Origin of the sequence: Streptomyces murinus (assembly GCF_002154555.1) — a bacterium.
Taxonomy (GTDB): Bacteria; Actinomycetota; Actinomycetes; order Streptomycetales; family Streptomycetaceae; genus Streptomyces; species Streptomyces murinus.
On sequence record NZ_MUNF01000027.1, the window covers coordinates 1 to 16,735 of the forward strand.

Here is a 16,735-nt window from a genome sequence, read left to right on the forward strand (position 1 = left end):
GCTTCCTCCCCCGCCGCCGACACGAACCAGCCCGAGGACGCCCGATGAGCACCCACCAGCCCCCGATGCCGCAGGCTCCCGGCGCGCCCGACTGGCAGGCGGCGCCCGGCGGGTCGTACCCCGGCTACACCTCGCCGATCCCTGTCGTGCGCACCCACCTCGGGCACGCGGTGGCCTCGGAGTGGACGAAGATCAGGTCGGTCCGCTCGACGATCTGGACGCTCAGCGTCTTCGTGTTCCTGGTCGTGGGCATCGGCCTGCTGGTCGGCGCGCTGGTGTCGGCGCACGCCAGCGATTCCTCGCTGAGCGGCACCAACCCGCTCTCCTTCGGCTTCTTCGGCCTGCTCGTCGGCAACATGTGCGTCATCACGCTCGGCGTGCTGACCACGGCCTCGGAGTACGGCACCGGCATGATCCGTACGACGATGACGGCGTGCCCGAGCCGCGGCCGGGTGCTGGCCGCCAAGGCGATCGTGTTCTTCGTGGTCGCCTTCGTGGTGTCCCTGGTCTCGGTCACCTTCGTGGCGATGGTGCAGTCGTCCATGCTGTCCGGCTCCGGCACGGAGTCGCCCTCCGGCGGGGCCTGGCTCAAGGCCACCGTCGGCGTGAGCCTCTACATGGCACTGCTCGGCCTGCTCGCGCTGTTCGTCGGCTCGATCATCCGGCACTCCGCGGGCGGCATCACCATCATGATCGGCCTGGTGCTCGCGCCGCTGGTGCTGGCCCTGTTCATGGCCACGGAGTCGCTGCACTCGGTGCGGGACTTCCTGTTCGAGTACAGCTTCCCGAGCCAGCTCGGCGTCTTCTACGACAGCACGCTCAGCGGCTCCGGGCCCCGGGGCTGGGACCCGCTGTGGATCATGCTGGGGCTCGCCGCGGTGGCCGGCGCGGGGGCGTACGCGCTGCTGCGCAACCGGGACGTGTGACCGGCCGGTCGCTCAGAACTTCGGCGCGTTACGAGACCGCTGCACCCGTGTGGTGCGGCGGTCTCGCGCGTTCCAGCAGGACTTGTGCCAGTGGCGGCGGTCGTCCACGCCCGCGTGCTCCGGCCAGGCCACCACATGCGGCACCGCGGAGGGGATCATCTGGTCGCAGCCGGGGCAGCGATAGGTCTTGCCCTCGGAGCTCGCGCCCGCGACATGGCGCACGCTCCACTCCTCGCCCTGCCAGTCCTCCGCGGACTGGAAGCCGCCGTACCGTCCGGTGCGGTCGTCCTCGGCGCTGCGGCCGGACGGGTCGGCGGCCTTCGGTCGGTTGCGGCGGGGGGACACGGGACACCTCTCGGGGCTCGGCGGCAAGCAAGGGCTGCGTCCAGCGTACGCGCCGCCCAGCGGGGTACGCGAAGGCCGCCAACCGGCGCAAGTCCCCCTCCGAAACGGCCGATTCTGAAGACAATCCGCAAATTACCCTGCCAGGCCGTGTCCTTGGCACGTGTCAGACGGTTATGCCGGTGGGGGAGCTCGGGTCGGAGCCGAGAAAGCGGGAAAAGTGATGTACGTAGGAAGCTTTGTGCTGGGCGCCCAGTTCCCGGGCCAGGGCCAGGGGGAGGCCCTGCACCGGGCGGTCCGCTCGGCGGAGGTCGCCGAGGAGGCCGGGCTGGACTCGGTGTGGCTGGCCGAGCACCACTTCGTGCCGTACGGCACCTGTCCGTCCGCCGTCACCCTGGCCGCGCTGCTGCTCGGCCGCACCCGCCGGATCCGGGTGGGCACCGCGGTCAGCGTACTGCCCACCGTGCACCCGGTCGCCCTGGGCGAGCAGGCCGCGCTGCTGCATCTGACGAGCGGCGGACGATTCACCCTCGGGGTGGGTCGCGGTGGCCCCTGGGTTGACCTGGAGGTGTTCGGCAGCGGCCTCGACGCGTACGAAAACGGGTTCCCCGAGTCACTCGATCTGCTGCTGCGCTGGCTGCGCGAGCCCGCCGTGGGCGCCTGTGGTGAGCGTTTCGCGTTCCGTGAGGTGCCCGTCGTACCGCGTCCCTCGCAGGCCCTGACGGACACCCCGGGCCCGGAGGTCGTCGTCGCGTGCACCTCGCCGAAGAGCGTACGGCTGGCCGCGGAGCGCGGGCTTCCGATGCTGCTCGGGATGCACGCGGGCGACGAGGAGAAGGCCGAGATGGTCGCCCTGTGGCGGCGCAGCGCCCGCGCGGCGGGGCGGACACCCGAGGAGATCGCGGATGCGGCGCATGTCGCGGCCGGGGTCTGCCAGCTCGCCGACCGCCGTCAGGACGCGGCGGAGACCCTGCTCAAGGCGATGCCGGGTTGGCTGAAACAGGGACTCGACGCGCATGTGACGGTCGACGGGCGCAAGCGCGCGATGCGCGACCCGGTCGCCTACACCGAACTGCTCTGCGGGCTGCACCCGGTGGGCACCCCGCGGCTCGCCGGCGACCGGCTCGCGGCCACCGCTGAGCGCACGGGCATCTCCCGCTTCGCCCTGCTGGTCGAGGGCTCGGGCGATCTCGCGGCGACGGAGGACACCCTACGGCGCCTGGGCGCCGAGGTGCTCCCGCAGCTGCGCTGACGCACACGAACGAATCACGGCGAATCACGACGGACCACGGACGAACAGGTTCAGAGCAGGTCACGGACGAACGGATTCAGAGCAGGTACAGAGCAGGTACAAATGGCAAGCCACCTGGGGGGCTTGCCGCCCCAGCACCGATTGCACCTCCCACGGGTGGAGCGGCAAGCAGGCGACGCGCCGCCCCGGACATGCCGGGGCCGCGGGTCAGCAGTCCCGAAGCTCCGGCGACTGGTTCAGCAGCTGGGCCCGCACCGAGGTGAAGCGGGTCAGCGTCTCGTCCACCGAGGCGTCCAGCGGGAACACCGCGACCCGGTGGCAGTTCTGGAAGGCCAGCCGCACGCCGAAGTGCCGTTGCAGGGCGCCGCGGATGGCGTCACTCGCGAGGGCGCGCAGCAGCTGGCCGCGGGCCTGCTCGTTGGGCGGGGGCGTCTGGTTGTCGGCGAAGGGGCCGCCGTCCACCTTCAGCTGGGCCACCAGGGAGCTGATCATCTCCCATGCGTAGGGCAGGGAGGTCCGGACGCAGTCGACGAATTCCGCTTCGTCGACCTCGCCTCGCTCGGCCGCGTCGAGTAGGGCCGGTGAGACGTCGAGCGACATGGGTTCTCCTCTCGCACCCCCGATGAACAGGGGTTGCCGGACGGATAAAGGGAGTTCGGCGCCGAAAAACACGCTGAGTACATGGACCGTTGCCTCCCGTTCTCTACGGTAGGCAACGGTCGGTGACCACACCACCAGAATGCGTATATGGAACGGTCGGGTTGCACCCACAATCGGCCAAGGATGAACAAGAGTTTCCAGGGACAAAGCAGTGACAACTGGGACGATCCACAGGGAGCGGCTCGGGCGAATCGCGTACGGCGGCGGGTGTCGAGTAGCGTTGCCGACCATGCGTCTCGTCATTGCCCGGTGCTCGGTCGACTACGCCGGCCGGCTCACCGCCCACCTGCCCTCGGCGCCCCGCCTGATCCTGGTCAAGGCGGACGGCAGCGTCTCCATCCACGCCGATGACCGGGCCTACAAGCCCCTCAACTGGATGTCGCCGCCCTGCACGCTGAAGGAGGGCGCGGGCGAGGACGAAGGGGTGTGGACCGTCGTCAACAAGGCGGGCGAGAAACTGATCATCACGATGGAGGAGATCCTCCACGACTCCTCGCACGAACTGGGTGTGGACCCGGGTCTGATCAAGGACGGCGTGGAAGCGCACCTCCAGGAGCTGCTCGCCGACCGCATCGAGACCCTCGGCGACGGCTACACGCTCATCCGGCGCGAGTACATGACCGCCATCGGCCCGGTGGACATCCTGTGCCGGGACGGCGAGGGCCGGACGGTCGCGATCGAGATCAAGCGGCGCGGTGAGATCGACGGCGTGGAGCAGCTGACCCGCTACCTCGAACTCCTCAACCGCGACCCCCACCTCGCGCCGGTGCGCGGCATCTTCGCCGCCCAGGAGATCAAGCCCCAGGCCCGCGTCCTCGCGACCGACCGGGGCATCGACTGCCACATCATGGACTACGACGCCCTGCGCGGCATCGAGGACGACAAGCTGCGGCTGTTCTGAGGGCCGTCAGCTCGCCCGCGTCGCGACGGCGCTCAGTCCGTACGACGGAGATCGGCGGTGCCGAACCGGCCTCATGCCGGGTCGGTACCGCCGATTCTCACCTCTGCCCCTGGTCCGCCAGGTCCGCGTCCGCCAGGTCCGCGTCGGTCGGGGAGGCCGCCTCGGACGCCGCCTTGGTGAACGGCGTGATGTCGCTCGCGGAGTCCGAGGGCGATTCCGTCGGGGTCGGCGGGGTGGTGGAGTCGGTCGGTGAGGTCGGGGGCGTGGTCGGCGGTGTCGGCTTGGTCGGGGGCGGGGACGTCGGCTTGGTCTTGGTCGGCGCCGGGGACGTACTCCCGCTGCCGCTCCCCCCGCCGGGACCGCTGCCCGTGCCCGAGCCGGTCGGGCCGGTCGGGTCCGCCGTGGGGCTCGTCGACGGCCGTACCGGAGCGTCCGTCTCGGCGTACGTGCCCGCCGGGGCCGGGGTCGTGCGGTGGCCCGTGGCCGGCTGCGAGGCCGTGCCCGGTGCCTGCGCCGGGGCCGGACCGGTGGCCGGGTCGTCCGCGTCCTGGCTGGTGGAGGGGTTGAGGTCGGCCCGTCCCGCCGGGTTCTTGTCGTCACTGTCGTGGGACGTCATGCCGAGCGTCACCACCGTGCCCAGCACCGCCGCGAGCAGCGCGCCGGAGCCGGCCGCCACCAGATTGCGGCGCGCCAGACGCCGTATGCCGAGCCCCTTCGCCGCGGGCGCGGCCACGATCCGCGGGGTGACCAGGGTGTCCGGCACGGCGGGCACCGACAGCATGGACGGCAGCGCGGGCACCGGTTCCGTCGCGGGCTCCCCCACGACCACCGGCACCGGCAGGCCGGGCAGCTCCCCCGCCCGGTCCGCGACCAGCGCCAGCGCCCTGCGCCCCGCGACCGCGCCCCGCTTGTCGGCGAGCGCGCCGCGCAGCCCGATCGACGCCTCCAGCTCCGCGCGGGCCCGGTCCAGCCGGCCCCCGCACAGCGCGAGGATTCCCAACTCATGGTGGAAATAGGCTTGTTCGGGCACCTCGCCGGAGTGCAGCGCGGCCTGCGCACCGCTGCGCAGCGCCCGCTCCCAGGCGCTCCAGCGCAGCGCGGCGGCGAACGCGGGCGCGGCGGTGCGCGCGAGCTGGACCGCCCCTCCGTCGTCGCTGCCGTCGACCGGCGGCACCACGGCCGCCAGCGCCGCGAGCACCGCGTCGGCCTCCGCGCTCACCCGCTCCGGGGTGACCGAGGGATGCCCGGCCCACCAGGCATAGTGCTGGGCGGCGGTACGGGCCCGCTCCGGTGCGTCGTCGCCGTATCCCGCGGCCTCCAGCTGGGTGCGCACGCCCGCCGCGAGCCGGTACCGGGAGCCCGCGGGAGAGACCAGGCCGCAGCTCGCCAGTTCCCCGAGCGCCGCGTCGGCATGGGTGTCGCCGACCATCGCGGGCAGATGCGCCTGGTGCGGGACCTCACCGCCGAGGGCGACCGCGAAGCGCAGCGTGGCGCGGGCGGAGGCGCTGAGCCGGGAGGCGAGCAGCGGCGCGGGCGCGGCGGCCTCGCCGAGCGAGGGCAGCGGACCGCTCTCGTCGGTGAACTCCTGCACCGGGTTGACCACGGGCCGTACGTCCTCGAAGACGCCGTACTCGTCCACCGCCCCGGACTCGGCCCGGAGTTGGTCCCGCTGCCGCAGCAACGCGCCCGCCTGCACGAAGCGCAGCGGCAGCCCCTCGGACTCGAACCACAGGTCGCCCGCCCAGTTGGCCTCCTCCTCGGTGAGCACCCGCCCGGCCGTGCGCTCCAGGATGTCCACCCCGCCGGCCCGGTCGAGCCCGCCGAGGAAGACCTCCTCGACATCCGCCTCGGCGGGCGGCGCGGGCACGTCCGGGGTGGCGGAGACCAGGAAGGCGCACTCGGGGGTCGCCTCCAGCAGCTCGTCCAGCTCGGCGCCGCCGAACTCGATGTCGTCCACCACGACGACCGCGCCGATCTCCGCGAGCGGTGCCCGCAGTTCGAGGCGTTCGGGACGGTGTCCGGGGGCGTCGTAGACGGTGTGGAAGAGGTCGTGCAGCAGGTCCTCGGCAGTGCGGTGGATGCCGCACAGGCGTACCACGCCGTCGGGCGCGAGGTCCTCGCAGTCCTCGGCGACCAGGTCGAGCAGGGCGGTGCGGCCGGACCCGCCGGGGCCGGTGAGCCGTACGGTACGGCCGCGCGCGAGCAGTCGTACCAACCGCTCCCGTACTTCCTGACGCTCCAGCAGGGGCAGCGGGTGCTGGGCGGGGCCCGGCGGCACCGGGGGCCGGGCCGCGCGTTCGGCCTCGGCACGCTCGGCGGCGCCGCGCTTGCGGGGGCTGCCCGGACGGCGGGCCGGCGGGCAGGGCTCGATCTCGCTGCCGTCCACGGGGTTGACGGTCAGCAGCAGATCGCCGGTGACGAGATGCGCCGTGCGGGCGGGCGCGGGCGTGCTCGGGCCGAAGTCGGCGATGAGGGGGTCCCGGGGCGGGCGGCGGGCGCCCGTGTGTCCGTACTCCTCAGGCCCAGGGCTGATCGGGTCCATGGGTTCAAGCCCCCCATAAGCGTCGTGTGCTCGTGTTTACGGCCCCTCCCGGCCTGCCGCACGTCGCACTGTCGCTCCGGTCCGGGCCCGCTCGGTCGAGGGTTGCGAGTCGGCGGGCGACCGAACACTAAACCTTTGCTCAGTATCCACGACAGGGCGGGGTGCCCCACGGTCCGAGACGTCACGGTCCGGCGCGGATTGACCGTCCGGTGTGCTTGCGCCCCATGGGCTGCGCTTGCGCCCCATGGGCACCGGCTCACACCCGGGGCAGTGACTCCACCCCGATACCGCCCTCGATCGCGAGGATGCGGTGCAGCCGGGTGGCCACCAACAGGCGCTGCATCTGCGGCGGTACACCGCGCAGCACCAGGCGGCGCCCGCAGCGGCCGGCCCGCCGGTGGGCACCCATGATCACACCGAGCCCGGTGGCGTCCCAGGAGTCCAGTTCGGACAGGTCGAGCACCAGGTCGCCGGCGCCGTCGTCGACGGCCGAGTGCAGGGCCGTACGGGCGTCCGCCGCGCTGCGGACGTCGAGGCGCCCCCCGACGACCAGCTCGGCGTGGTCGCCCCTGATGTACATATGCGCTCCCCGTCGAGTGCGGTTGTGGCCAACTCCGTATCAATGGTGTGCACCGTCTGACTGAATGCGTGGCGGTGCGGTTGCTGCTTGTAAGCGAACCGATACCGAATTCACCCCTGAGGGTGATGCTCCGGGAGTGAACTCGGTGGCGGAACGCGTCCGGGCGCCGATCAGTACGTGTAGAAGCCCTGCCCGCTCTTGCGGCCGATGTCACCGGCGTCCACCATCCGGCGCATCAGCTCCGGCGGGGCGAACTTCTCGTCCTGGGACTCGGTGTAGATGTTCCCGGTGGCGTGCAGCAGGATGTCCACGCCGGTCAGGTCGGTGGTGGCGAGCGGGCCCATGGCGTGCCCGAAGCCCAGCTTGCAGGCGAGGTCGATGTCCTCGGCGGTCGCCACGCCCGACTCGTAGAGCTTGACGGCCTCCACGACGAGCGCGGAGATGAGGCGGGTGGTGACGAACCCGGCGACATCGCGGTTGACGACGATGCAGGTCTTGCCGACGGACTCGGCGAACTCCCGCGCGGTGGCGAGCGCTTCGTAGCTCGTCTTGTAGCCGCGCACCAGCTCGACCAGCTTCATCATCGGCACCGGCGAGAAGAAGTGGACGCCGACGACCCGCTCGGGGTGCTCGGTGGCCGCCGCGATCTTGGTGATCGGGATGGCGGAGGTGTTGGAGGCGAGCACGGCGTCCGGGCGCACGATCTTGTCGAGCGCGCGGAAGATCTCGTGCTTGACCTCCAGCTTCTCGAACACGGCCTCCACGACGATGTCCGCGTCCGCGGCGGCGTCCAGGTCGGTGGTCGGGGTGATGCGGCCCAGCGCGGCCTCGGCGTCGGCCGCGTCCAGCTTGCCCTTGCTCACGAACTTGTCGTACGACGCCTTGATGCCGTCGGTGCCGCGCGCCAGCGCCTCGTCGGTGACATCGCGAAGGACGACCTCCCAGCCCGCCTGCGCGGCGACCTGAGCGATACCGGACCCCATGAGACCGGCCCCGATGACGGCGAGCTTCCCTGCCACGTCCGACTCCCTCTTCCCGCTGTTACCCGCTGTGGACATGTGTGCCTTCGGCGGACGATAGCGCTCCGAAGCGGCCGTGTGACCAGTAAGTAACGCGCGTCACGTCTCATTTGACGGACGTCACATCAAGGCGACTTCCCCCGGGATCGGAGCGGTGCCCGAACGACGGTCGACACGGTGCGTGTTCGCAGCACTACATTCGAGCCACGCGAAAAAGCCTTCGGTGCCGCCCTGTTGGCCCTATCCGCGCACCGCGTACGTGAGCACCCGCTCGCTCAGCAGTTCCTCGATGTCGTCCAGCAGCGCCAGCACCTCCCGGGAGACCTCGCCCGGCTCGCGGCGCTTGAGCATCTCGCGGCCGATGACCCGGATGGCCGTGCTGTGGAGCCAGCTGATCTGACCGGCCATCAGGCTCGGCAGTTCGTCGTCCTCGGCCGCCCCGGTCTCCTCGCGCAGCACCTGCTCCAGGTTGGCTTCCACCTCCTGGGCGAGTGCCCAGAGCCGGGAGCGCAGGGCCGGCGCCTCCTGGATCACGCGCATGAAGTCGGCGTAGCCCGCGAGCAGGCCGACCCGGGGGGACACCGCGCGGACCTCGTCCCGCAGCTCGCGCAGCACCGCCTGCGCCGCGGACTCACCCTCGGCGCGGCCCCGGACCCAGCGGGCGAGCCGGTCGACCATGCCCGCGGAGCGGTCGAGGAACAGGTCCTCCTTGGCCGGGAAGTAGTTGTAGACGGTGTTCACGGAGACGTTCGCCGCGTCGGCGATCTCCGCGACCGTCACCGCGTCGAAGCCGCGCTCGATGAACAGCCCCGTGGCGACATCGGAGATGTACTGCCGGGTCTGCCGCTTCTTCCGCTCCCTGAGCCCCTCAGCCATGCCCGCATCCTAACTTCGCTGCACTCCATGGAAACTTGGTGTCATTGCAATTTTTCAGGGACTCTGTTTTTCTGTGGGGCATGGCAGCAGTCATCAGCGCGGCGAACCTCGCCCGCACCTTCCAGACGAAAGCCGGCCCCGTCGACGCCGTACGCGGTGTCGATCTCACCGTCCACGAGGGCGAGATCCTCGGGTTCCTGGGCCCCAACGGCGCCGGCAAGACGACCACCCTGCGCATGCTCACCACCCTCCTGAAGCCGACCGGCGGCAGCGCCACCGTCGCCGGGCACGACCTGGTCACCGACCCGGCCGGAGTGCGCCGGGTCTCCGGGTACGTGGCCCAGTCCGGTGGCGTCGACCCGGGGATCAGCGTCCGGGAGGAGCTGGTCACCCAGGCGCGGTTCTACCGGCTGTCCAGGGCCGACGCCGCCGCCCGCGCCGAGGAACTCGCCCGCGACCTCGGCCTCACCGGCCTCCTCGACCGCAAAACGGGGGCCCTCTCCGGCGGTCAGCGCCGCCGCCTGGACATCGCGATGGCCCTGACCCACCACCCCACGGTGCTGTTCCTGGACGAGCCGACGACCGGCCTCGACCCCGGCAGCCGCGCCGACCTGTGGGACCTGGTGCGCCGGCTGCGCGACGAGCACGGTACGACCGTCTTCCTGACCACCCACTACCTGGACGAGGCCGACGCCCTCGCCGACCGCCTGGTGATCGTGGACGGCGGCGCGGTCGCCGCCGAAGGCACACCGGGCGCGCTCAAGCTGCGGTACGGCGGCTCCCTGGACGCCACCCTCCAGGACACCTTCCTGGCCGTCACCGGCCGCGCCCCCGCCCCCACCGACGACGCCCCCGTCGCCGTATAGCTCCCCAGGAGCCCACCGGCATGCTGCTGCACGACACGGCCCTCGTCTACGGCCGCTACCTCCGCCAGTCCCTCCGCTCCCGCTTCGCCCTGCTCTTCGGCGCCCTCACCCCGCTGCTCTACCTGCTCTTCTTCGGCCCCCTGCTGACCGGCCTGCCACTGGGCCGGACGGGCAGCTCCTGGCAGATCCTGGTGCCGGGGCTGCTGCTCCAACTCGGCCTCTTCGGCGCCCTGTTCGCCGGATTCACGATCATCATGGAGAACGCCCAGGGGGTGCTGGAGCGGATGCGGGTCACCCCGGTCAGCCGGCTCGCCCTGCTGCTCGGCCGGGTGCTGCGCGACGCCACGGTGTTCGTGTTCCAGGCGGTCCTGCTGGTGCTGGCCGCCCTGGTGATGGGCCTGCGCGCACCCCTGGCGGGGATCCTCATCGGCTTCGGGTTCGTCGCCCTGCTCACCCTCTCCCTGGCCTCCCTGTCGTACGCGATGGGGATGAAGGTCCGCACCCCGCAGGAGTTCGGCCCGCTGATCAACGCGGTGTCGATGCCCTCGATGCTGCTGTCCGGCCTGATGCTCCCAATGTCGCTGGCGCCCACCTGGCTGGACGTGCTCTCGCACTTCGTGCCGTTCCGCTATCTGGTGGACGCGATACGCGACGCCTACGTGGGCCACTACGCGAGCGCGCACATGCTCTACGGCGTCCTCGTGGCCGTCGGCTTCGCCGCGGTGTCCGTGACGACGGGCAGACGGGTGTTCCGGACGGCCGGGGCGTAATTACGCTGGGCCCATGGTCAATCTGACGCGTATCTACACCCGCACCGGCGACAAGGGCACCACGCACCTCGGTGACATGAGCCGGGTGCCCAAGACGGACCTCAGGATCTCCGCGTACGCGGACTCCAACGAGGCCAACGCGGTCATCGGCACCGCGATCGCCCTGGGCGGCCTGGACGCGGAGGTCGTCACGGTCCTCACCCGCGTGCAGAACGACCTGTTCGACGTGGGCGCGGACCTGTCGACCCCGGTGGCGGAGAACCCCGAGTACCCCCCGCTGCGGGTCGAGCAGTTCTACATCGACCGGCTGGAGGCGGACTGCGACCGCTTCAACGAGCAGCTGGAGAAGCTGCGCTCCTTCATCCTCCCGGGCGGCACCCCGGGCGCGGCCCTGCTCCACCAGGCCTGCACGGTCGTCCGCCGCGCCGAACGCTCTACCTGGGCGGCCATGGAGGTGCACGGCGACGTCATGAACCCCCTCACCGCCACCTACCTCAACCGCCTCTCCGACCTTCTCTTCATCCTGGCCCGCATCGCCAACAGGGCCACCGGCGACGTCCTGTGGGTACCGGGCGGTGAGCGCTAGCGAGCACGCTTCCGTTTCGGGAAGAGCGTGTAGCTCCCGGCGATGACCACGTTGATGCCGATCAGCCACACCATCCTCAGCTGCCACGCCCGCAGCGAACCGGTGTCGCCGTCGGCGCCGACGTACCAGATCGCCGCCTGGAGCAGTGCGAGGGCGACGACACAGGCCAGAGTCCAGCGGGCCGCCACCCGCCATTCGTGGACGGCGCGGGCCCGGCCGTAGCGGGGCGGGCGCACCGGGGGCGGGCCACCGGCGAAGCGGTGCGCGACCCGGGCGTCGGCCCAACTGATGGTGGCGTGGCCGAGCCCGACCGTGAAGCCGATGTAGACGGCGGCGAGTCCATGCCGCCAGTCCGCCCGGCCGCCGTGCCTCAGATCGATCGCGGTGACCACGAGCAGGACCACCTCCAGCAACGGCTCGCACAGCAGCAGGGCCAGTCCGGTGCGCGGCATCCGCAGCCCGTACCGGACGCCCAGCCCCGCCGCGAGCAGCACCCAGAACGCCACCTCGCAGCCGACGATCAACGTGACGATCACGCCCCACTCCCCCTTCTCCGCTCCCCTCCTCCCAGGCTCGCGCGGCGGGGGCGGCGGATCGTCGTCTCCCGGGGCGAGCCCGGGGTAAGCGAAAGTGGCAGTCCGGGACCCTCCCCAGGGAGCATCCGCGACGGTCCCGGGGCGTGTTGGATGGGGTCATGGCCGTACGACTCCCCCGACCGCACCGGTTCGACGTGTTCCTCGCGGCCGGCGGTCTCGCGGGCGGAATCGTGCTGTGGGCGCTCGGGCTGCACACCTCCGGCAGCGGGGTGCTCGGCGCCGACTGGGGACTGATCCCGCTGGCGGTCACGGCGGGCCTGGAGCTGCTGCGTCGCACCCGGCCCCAACGCGCGCTGATCCTCGGCACCTTCGCCCTCACCTTCGACATGTTCACCCCGGGCAATGTGGCGACGATCCTGATGTTCACGGACCTCGCCTACACCGCCGTGCTCTACGGCTCACCGGCCGCCGCCCGCCGTATCCCGGTCACCACCGGGCTGGTCAGCCTCGGCGTGACGCTCGGCTTCCTCGTCTGGTGGCGGGAGCCGCAGGCGATCCTGGTCGGCCTGGGCTGCGCCGTGGTCTCCTTCGGCCCCGCCGCCACCGGGGCCCTGGTGCGCAACCATCACGAGGCCGCCGAGACCGCCCGGCTGCGGGCCGAACAGACCGCGCTGCTCGCCGAGATGGACCGGACCCAGGCGGTGACCGCCGAACGGGCGCGGATGGCACGGGAGTTGCACGACATGGTCGCGGGCCATCTGTCGGCCATCGCGATCCACTCCACGGCCGCGCTCTCCCTCGACGACCCGGACACCTCCCGCACGTCCCTCACCGTCATCCGGGAGAACAGCGTGGCCGGACTGACCGAGATGCGGCGGCTGATCGGCATCCTGCGGGACAGCGGCGGCGAGCGTGGGCCGATGCCGACACCGACGCTCGACGGGCTCGGCGCCCTGGTCGCCGGCGCCCGCGCCAACGGGCTGGACGTCACCCTCGACGCCGGACAGGGCAGCGTCCCGGCACCGGTCGAGCTGGCCGCCTACCGGATCGTGCAGGAGTCGCTGACCAACGCCCTCAAGCACGCCGCCCCGGGACCCGTCCTGGTCCTGCTGCGCCGGGCGGACGACGCACTGCGGATCGAGGTGAGCAGCCCCTACCGGCCCGGCGACGGCCCTCGGGCGCCCGGCTCGGGTGCCGGGCTCCCCGGGATGCGGGAGCGGGCCGCGCTGCTCGGGGGGTCCCTGACCGCCGGCCCGGGCGGTGACCGCTGGACCGTACATGCCCTCCTGCCGCTGACCGAGCACACCCTCGCCCAATCCACCCGTACCGAAGTCTCCGACGAAGAGGTCCCCGTATGATCCGCGTCCTGGTCGCCGAGGACCAGTCGGCCGTCCGCGCGGGACTGGTCCTGATCCTGCGCAGCGCGCCCGGCATCGAGGTGGTCGGCGAGGCCGCGAACGGCGAGCGGGCGGTGGAACTCGCCCGGGAACTGCGCCCCGATGTCGTCCTGATGGATGTGCAGATGCCACTCCTGGACGGGGTGTCGGCGACCCGGCTCATCGCGACGGAAGGGCTTGCCGATGTCCTGGTGCTGACCACCTTCGATCTGGACGAGTACGTCTTCGGGGCGCTGCGGGCCGGAGCCGCCGGGTTCCTGCTGAAGAGTGCGGAGGCGAAGGACCTGATCGACGCGGTGCTGACGGTGGCGCGCGGGGAGGGGGTCGTGGCACCGGCCGTGACCCGGCGCCTGATCGCCGAGTTCGCCGCCGGGCCGGGCGGCGGCCGGGGCACCCGGGCGGATCCGGCCGTACTGGACGGGCTGACCCCGCGCGAACGCGAGGTGCTCTCCCTGCTCGGCGAGGGGCTGTCCAACGCGCAGATCGGGGCCCGGCTGGAGATGGCGGAGGGCACGGCCAAGTCGCACGTCAGCCGGCTGCTGGGCAAGCTGGGCCTGCGCAGCCGGGTGCAAGCGGCCGTACTGGCACGGGAGTTGGGCGCCTAGCCGAGCCGCCCGGCCACGGCCCCGGCCACGGCCCCGGCCCCGGCCCTGGCCCTGGCCCCGGTCAAGATCCCGGTCAGGGCCGCTAGCCCGCCGACCGCACCGTGAGGTCGCCGTTCGTCGTCGACAGGTCCAGGCGGTAGCGGCCCGCCGGGTCGTCCTTGAACGCCACCTTCTTGTCGCCGTTGGTGTTGTGCGCCGATATCCGATAGCGGGCGGGCGGCATCGTGACCGTGAGATCTCCGCTGGAGGTGTGTGCCTTGACGTCCTGCGGGGTGGCCGCCTGGATCGTCACTCCGCCGTTCGACGTCTGTGCGTCGACGCCGCCCTTGGCGTTCTTCACGGTGACCTCTCCGTTCGAGGTGCGCAGCTTCACCGCGCCCGTCGCTCCGGTCACCGCGATCTCGCCGTTGCTGGTGTGTACGTCGACCGCGCCGACGCCGTTCAGGGTGAGGCCGCCGTTGGAGGTGCCGCCCGTCACCGGGAGGGCGGCGGGCACCGTCACGTCGTAGTCGACACCGCAGCTGTGGCCGCAGCCGGCGAGGGTCAGGACGCCCTGGTCGACATGGAAGCTGGTGCCGGTCGGCTTGTCGCCGGAGTAGTTGACCTTGCGGTGCACGGAGATCGTGGTGGCGTCCGCCGATGTCCGCACCTTCACCCCGCCGTTCCCGCTGTCGAGGTGGATCGAGGTCACCTTCTGGGACACCTTGGCGTCGTCCTGGAAGGTCTTGTGGTCGAGGACCTGGCACGCGGACAGCCCGCCGACGGTGAGTGCGGCCAGGGCCACGGCAGCAAGGAAACGCGCGCGTCGCATGAAGAATCCCCCGTATACAGCGCATCGGATCGTTGATCGGTCACAGCGATCGTACGCAGCCCGCCGCCTGCACTTCGCTGGGGAAAACCCCCCAATGTGCCGGGGGTATACAGGACTTGGAATGGTCCAGACCTATTGACCCGTGGTCCAGACCTTTCTACCCTCGCAGCACCGTGGGCATGAAGGCTCAGTCATGCCCCCTGTCACCCCACTACCGAGGGAGGCGCTCGATGCGCTTCAGACACAAGGTCGCGGCAGGGCTCGCGACCCTGGTACTCCCCCTGGCCGGACTGGTCGGACTCGCGAGCCCCGCACCGGCCGCGAGCGCCCAGGCGGCCGGCGTCACCGCGAGCTTCACCAAGTCCAGCGACTGGGGCACCGGCTTCGGCGGCCAGTGGACCGTCAAGAACTCCGGGTCCGCGAGCATCAGTTCCTGGACCATCCAGTGGGACTTCCCCTCCGGCACGTCCGTCACCTCCGCCTGGGACGCCGACGTCACCAACTCCGGCAACCACTGGACGGCAAAGAACAAGTCCTACAACGGCACCCTCGCCCCCGGTGCCTCCGTCAGCTTCGGCTTCAACGGCGCCGGTTCCGGCAACCCGAGCAACTGCACGCTCAACGGCAGCAGCTGCGACGGCACGACCGCCCCCGGCGACTCCGCCCCGAGCGCCCCCGGCACCCCGACCGCCTCCGGCGTCACCGACACCTCGGTGAAGCTCTCCTGGAGCGCGGCCACCGATGACAAGGGCGTCAAGAACTACGACGTGCTGCGCGACGGCAAGGTCATCGCCACCGTGACCACCACGTCGTACACCGACACCGGGCTCACCGCGGGCAGCGACTACTCCTACTCCGTGCAGGCCCGCGACACCGCCGACCAGACCGGACCGGCCAGCGCCGCGCTCGCCGTGCACACCACCGGTGGCGGCTCCACCACTCCCCCGCCCGCCGGCGGCAAGGTCAAGCTCGGCTACTTCACCGACTGGGGCATCTACGCCCGCAACTACAACGTGAAGAACCTGGTGACCTCCGGCTCCGCCGCCAAGATCACCCACATCAACTACGCCTTCGGCAACATCACCGGCGGCAAGTGCGCCATCGGCGACTCCTATGCCGACTACGACAAGGCGTTCACCGCCGACCAGGCCGTCAACGGCACCGCCGACACCTGGGACCAGCCGCTGCGCGGCAACTTCAACCAGCTGCGCGAGCTGAAGGCCAAGTACCCGAACCTCAAGGTCATCTGGTCCTTCGGCGGCTGGACCTGGTCCGGCGGCTTCGCCGACGCGGCCAAGGACCCGGCCGGGTTCGCCCAGTCCTGCTACGACCTCGTCAACGACCCGCGCTGGGCCGATGTGTTCGACGGCATCGACATCGACTGGGAGTACCCCAACAACTGCGGTCTGACCTGTGACACCAGCGGGCCCGAGGCGTTCAAGAACGTGATGGCCGCGCTGCGCGCCAAGTTCGGCAGCAGCAAGCTGGTCACGGCCGCGGTCTCCGCCGACGGCTCGGACGGCGGCAAGATCGACTCCGCCGACTACTCCGGCGCCTCGCAGTACGTCGACTGGTACAACGTGATGACGTACGACTTCTTCGGCGCCTGGGACGCGCAGGGCCCCACCGCCCCGCACTCCCCGCTCACCTCGTACAGCGGAATCCCGAAGGCGGGCTTCACCACCGCCGACGCGATCGCCAAGTACAAGGCGGCCGGTGTTCCCGCGTCCAAGCTGCTCATCGGCATCGGCTTCTACGGCCGCGGCTGGACCGGCGTCACCCAGGACGCCCCGGGCGGCACCGCCACGGGCCCGGCGGCCGGCACCTATGAGCAGGGCATCGAGGACTACAAGGTCCTCAAGTCGGCCTGCCCGGTCACCGGCACCGTCGCGGGCACCGCGTACGCCCACTGCGGCAGCAACTGGTGGTCGTACGACACCCCGTCGACCATCGCCGGGAAGATGAGCTGGGCCAAGACCCAGGGCCTGGGCGGCGCGTTCTTCTGGGAGTTCAGCGGCGACACCAGTGACGGCGAGCTGGTGAACGCCATCAGCAGTAACCTCTGA

General features: G+C 71.4%; 17 protein-coding genes. 9 read left to right on the forward strand and 8 right to left on the reverse strand.

The genetic code is table 11. The features are described 5' to 3' along the window. Positions 1–44: 44 nt before the first annotated feature. On the forward strand, positions 45–926 hold the full coding sequence (locus CCN72_RS02130; RefSeq protein WP_085566596.1) for an ABC transporter permease: 882 nt from the start codon (positions 45–47) through the stop codon (positions 924–926). Between the two features lie 12 nt (positions 927–938). On the opposite strand, the gene CCN72_RS02135 is transcribed toward CCN72_RS02130, so the two are convergent. Beyond that, positions 939–1,271: an ATP/GTP-binding protein gene (locus CCN72_RS02135; RefSeq protein WP_085566595.1), complete on the reverse strand. Its 333-nt coding sequence runs from the start codon at positions 1,269–1,271 to the stop codon at positions 939–941. A gap of 220 nt (positions 1,272–1,491) precedes the next feature. Between CCN72_RS02135 and CCN72_RS02140 the strand changes: the two genes are divergently transcribed. Then, entirely contained in the window at positions 1,492–2,520 is a 1,029-nt protein-coding gene (locus tag CCN72_RS02140; protein ID WP_086806088.1) for an LLM class flavin-dependent oxidoreductase, read from the forward strand. A gap of 207 nt (positions 2,521–2,727) precedes the next feature. Here the strand turns inward: CCN72_RS02140 and CCN72_RS02145 are convergent, their stop codons facing one another. Beyond that, positions 2,728–3,120, reverse strand: a complete 393-nt coding sequence (locus tag CCN72_RS02145) for an SCO5389 family protein (protein WP_085566593.1) — start codon at positions 3,118–3,120, stop codon at positions 2,728–2,730. A 289-nt stretch (positions 3,121–3,409) separates the two neighbouring features. On the opposite strand from CCN72_RS02145, the gene nucS reads away from it, so the two are divergent. Beyond that, positions 3,410–4,081, forward strand: coding sequence for an endonuclease NucS (gene nucS, locus CCN72_RS02150; RefSeq protein ID WP_202442151.1), 672 nt, complete (start codon positions 3,410–3,412; stop codon positions 4,079–4,081). Positions 4,082–4,178: 97 nt separating this feature from the next. Here nucS and CCN72_RS02155 read toward each other — a convergent pair whose 3' ends face one another. The 4 genes from CCN72_RS02155 to CCN72_RS02170 form a co-directional block, all read right to left on the reverse strand. Next, positions 4,179–6,623 carry an ATP-binding protein gene (locus CCN72_RS02155; RefSeq protein ID WP_244174105.1) on the reverse strand — a complete coding sequence of 815 codons (2,445 nt, stop codon included), beginning with the start codon at positions 6,621–6,623 and terminating at the stop codon, positions 4,179–4,181. A gap of 256 nt (positions 6,624–6,879) precedes the next feature. Further along, positions 6,880–7,203, reverse strand: a complete 324-nt coding sequence (locus tag CCN72_RS02160) for an STAS domain-containing protein (protein ID WP_037656479.1) — start codon at positions 7,201–7,203, stop codon at positions 6,880–6,882. Positions 7,204–7,373: 170 nt separating this feature from the next. Further along, positions 7,374–8,222, reverse strand: a complete 849-nt coding sequence (locus tag CCN72_RS02165) for a 3-hydroxyacyl-CoA dehydrogenase family protein (RefSeq protein WP_086806090.1) — start codon at positions 8,220–8,222, stop codon at positions 7,374–7,376. A gap of 240 nt (positions 8,223–8,462) precedes the next feature. Then, a complete protein-coding gene (locus CCN72_RS02170) occupies positions 8,463–9,098 on the reverse strand; it encodes a TetR/AcrR family transcriptional regulator (protein WP_086806091.1) in 636 nt (211 codons plus the stop codon). Positions 9,099–9,178: 80 nt separating this feature from the next. Between CCN72_RS02170 and CCN72_RS02175 the strand changes: the two genes are divergently transcribed. The 3 genes from CCN72_RS02175 to CCN72_RS02185 are packed head-to-tail and all read left to right on the forward strand — an operon-like array spanning position 9,179 to position 11,320. Then, positions 9,179–9,964 carry an ABC transporter ATP-binding protein gene (locus CCN72_RS02175; RefSeq protein ID WP_086806092.1) on the forward strand — a complete coding sequence of 262 codons (786 nt, stop codon included), beginning with the start codon at positions 9,179–9,181 and terminating at the stop codon, positions 9,962–9,964. 20 nt (positions 9,965–9,984) lie between these two features. Beyond that, entirely contained in the window at positions 9,985–10,734 is a 750-nt protein-coding gene (locus tag CCN72_RS02180) for an ABC transporter permease (RefSeq protein ID WP_086806093.1), read from the forward strand. A 13-nt stretch (positions 10,735–10,747) separates the two neighbouring features. Next, positions 10,748–11,320 (forward strand): cob(I)yrinic acid a,c-diamide adenosyltransferase, encoded by a 573-nt coding sequence (locus tag CCN72_RS02185; RefSeq protein WP_086806094.1) that lies wholly within the window; start codon positions 10,748–10,750, stop codon positions 11,318–11,320. Here CCN72_RS02185 and CCN72_RS02190 read toward each other — a convergent pair. Beyond that, positions 11,317–11,856: a hypothetical protein gene (locus tag CCN72_RS02190; protein WP_086806095.1), complete on the reverse strand. Its 540-nt coding sequence runs from the start codon at positions 11,854–11,856 to the stop codon at positions 11,317–11,319. The genes CCN72_RS02185 and CCN72_RS02190 overlap by 4 nt on opposite strands. 158 nt (positions 11,857–12,014) lie before the next feature. On the opposite strand from CCN72_RS02190, the gene CCN72_RS02195 reads away from it, so the two are divergent. Together CCN72_RS02195 and CCN72_RS02200 are read left to right on the forward strand one after the other, a co-directional pair. After that, positions 12,015–13,214 (forward strand): sensor histidine kinase, encoded by a 1,200-nt coding sequence (locus tag CCN72_RS02195; RefSeq protein WP_086806096.1) that lies wholly within the window; start codon positions 12,015–12,017, stop codon positions 13,212–13,214. Further along, positions 13,211–13,858, forward strand: a complete 648-nt coding sequence (locus tag CCN72_RS02200) for a response regulator (RefSeq protein ID WP_086806097.1) — start codon at positions 13,211–13,213, stop codon at positions 13,856–13,858. Before CCN72_RS02195 ends, CCN72_RS02200 begins: the two co-directional genes overlap by 4 nt. Before the next feature lie 82 nt (positions 13,859–13,940). On the opposite strand, the gene CCN72_RS02205 is transcribed toward CCN72_RS02200, so the two are convergent. Further along, positions 13,941–14,642 carry a DUF4097 family beta strand repeat-containing protein gene (locus CCN72_RS02205; RefSeq protein ID WP_244174106.1) on the reverse strand — a complete coding sequence of 234 codons (702 nt, stop codon included), beginning with the start codon at positions 14,640–14,642 and terminating at the stop codon, positions 13,941–13,943. A gap of 257 nt (positions 14,643–14,899) precedes the next feature. On the opposite strand from CCN72_RS02205, the gene CCN72_RS02210 reads away from it, so the two are divergent. Then, entirely contained in the window at positions 14,900–16,735 is a 1,836-nt protein-coding gene (locus tag CCN72_RS02210; RefSeq protein ID WP_086806099.1) for a glycoside hydrolase family 18 chitinase, read from the forward strand.